General features: G+C 72.7%; 1 protein-coding gene and 1 pseudogene. Both read left to right on the plus strand.

The window, feature by feature from the left end; genetic code table 11:
* A pseudogene (locus A5712_RS31495) lies at window positions 1-286 on the plus strand (hypothetical protein); the annotation flags it as partial.
* Window positions 287-311: 25 nt separating this feature from the next.
* The coding region (locus tag A5712_RS23445) for a class I SAM-dependent methyltransferase (RefSeq protein WP_068110523.1) at window positions 312-965 on the plus strand (654 nt) is incomplete at its 3' end.

Consider the following 965-nt stretch of genomic DNA (forward strand, 5'->3'; position numbering starts at 1 on the left):
GTTCGGATCGCCCGACCAGATCGTGGGCCGCATGTTCGAGCGGGGCATGGCCTCGACGCTGTCGACGACGCCCGTCCTCGTCGTCGGCATCCCCGGTGCGCCGCCGCTGACAATCGGATGTCGCGACACCATCGGGGGCCTGGACATGCGGTTTTCGTGGCCGCGCGACGTGCGGCAGCGTGTGAACGAGCCCCCAGAGTTCGCGGTGTCCGGCGGGGATTTCCTGCTGCTGGTCGAGAAACTCGGCCTGGCGCCGTATCTGCAACGGCACGACCAACAGGTCTAGCCGACCCCGGCCGTAGGGTTGGCCGGTGGCCGTCACCGACCTCTTGGCGCGGCGGGCAACCCTGTCCCGCTCGCTGCGCTTGCTGGCCGAGTTTCGCCACGAGCGGTCCGACCCGGCCCGGTTCTATCGCGCCCTCGCCGCCGATACCGCGGCGATGGTCACCGACCTCTGGCGCGGCGCCCATGGCGAGCCGCCGGTCGGCCGCACGCTGCTCGACGTCGGCGGCGGCCCGGGATATTTCGCGGCGGCGTTCGCCGACGCCGGTGTGCGCTACATCGGCGTGGAACCCGACCCGCGCGAGATGCACGCGGCCGGGCCGGCTTTGGCACCCGGGCCGGGCGACTTCGTCCGCGCCTCGGGCATGGCGCTGCCCGTCGCCGACGCCTCCGTCGACATCTGCCTGTCCTCCAACGTCGCAGAACACGTGCCGCGGCCCTGGCAGCTGGGCGCCGAGATGCTGCGGGTGACCAAGCCGGGCGGGCTGGCGGTGCTGTCGTACACGGTGTGGCTGGGCCCGTTCGGCGGCCACGAGACGGGCCTGTGGCACTACCTCGGCGGCGCGCGGGCCGCCGCGCGCTACGCCCGCAAACACGGGCATCCGGCCAAAAACAACTACGGGTCGTCGTTGTTCGCGGTGTCGGCCGCCGACGGCCTGAGCTGGGCCGCCAGCACCGGCGCC

The organism is Mycobacterium sp. E2327, from assembly GCF_001672675.1.
Lineage (GTDB): Bacteria > Actinomycetota > Actinomycetes > Mycobacteriales > Mycobacteriaceae > Mycobacterium.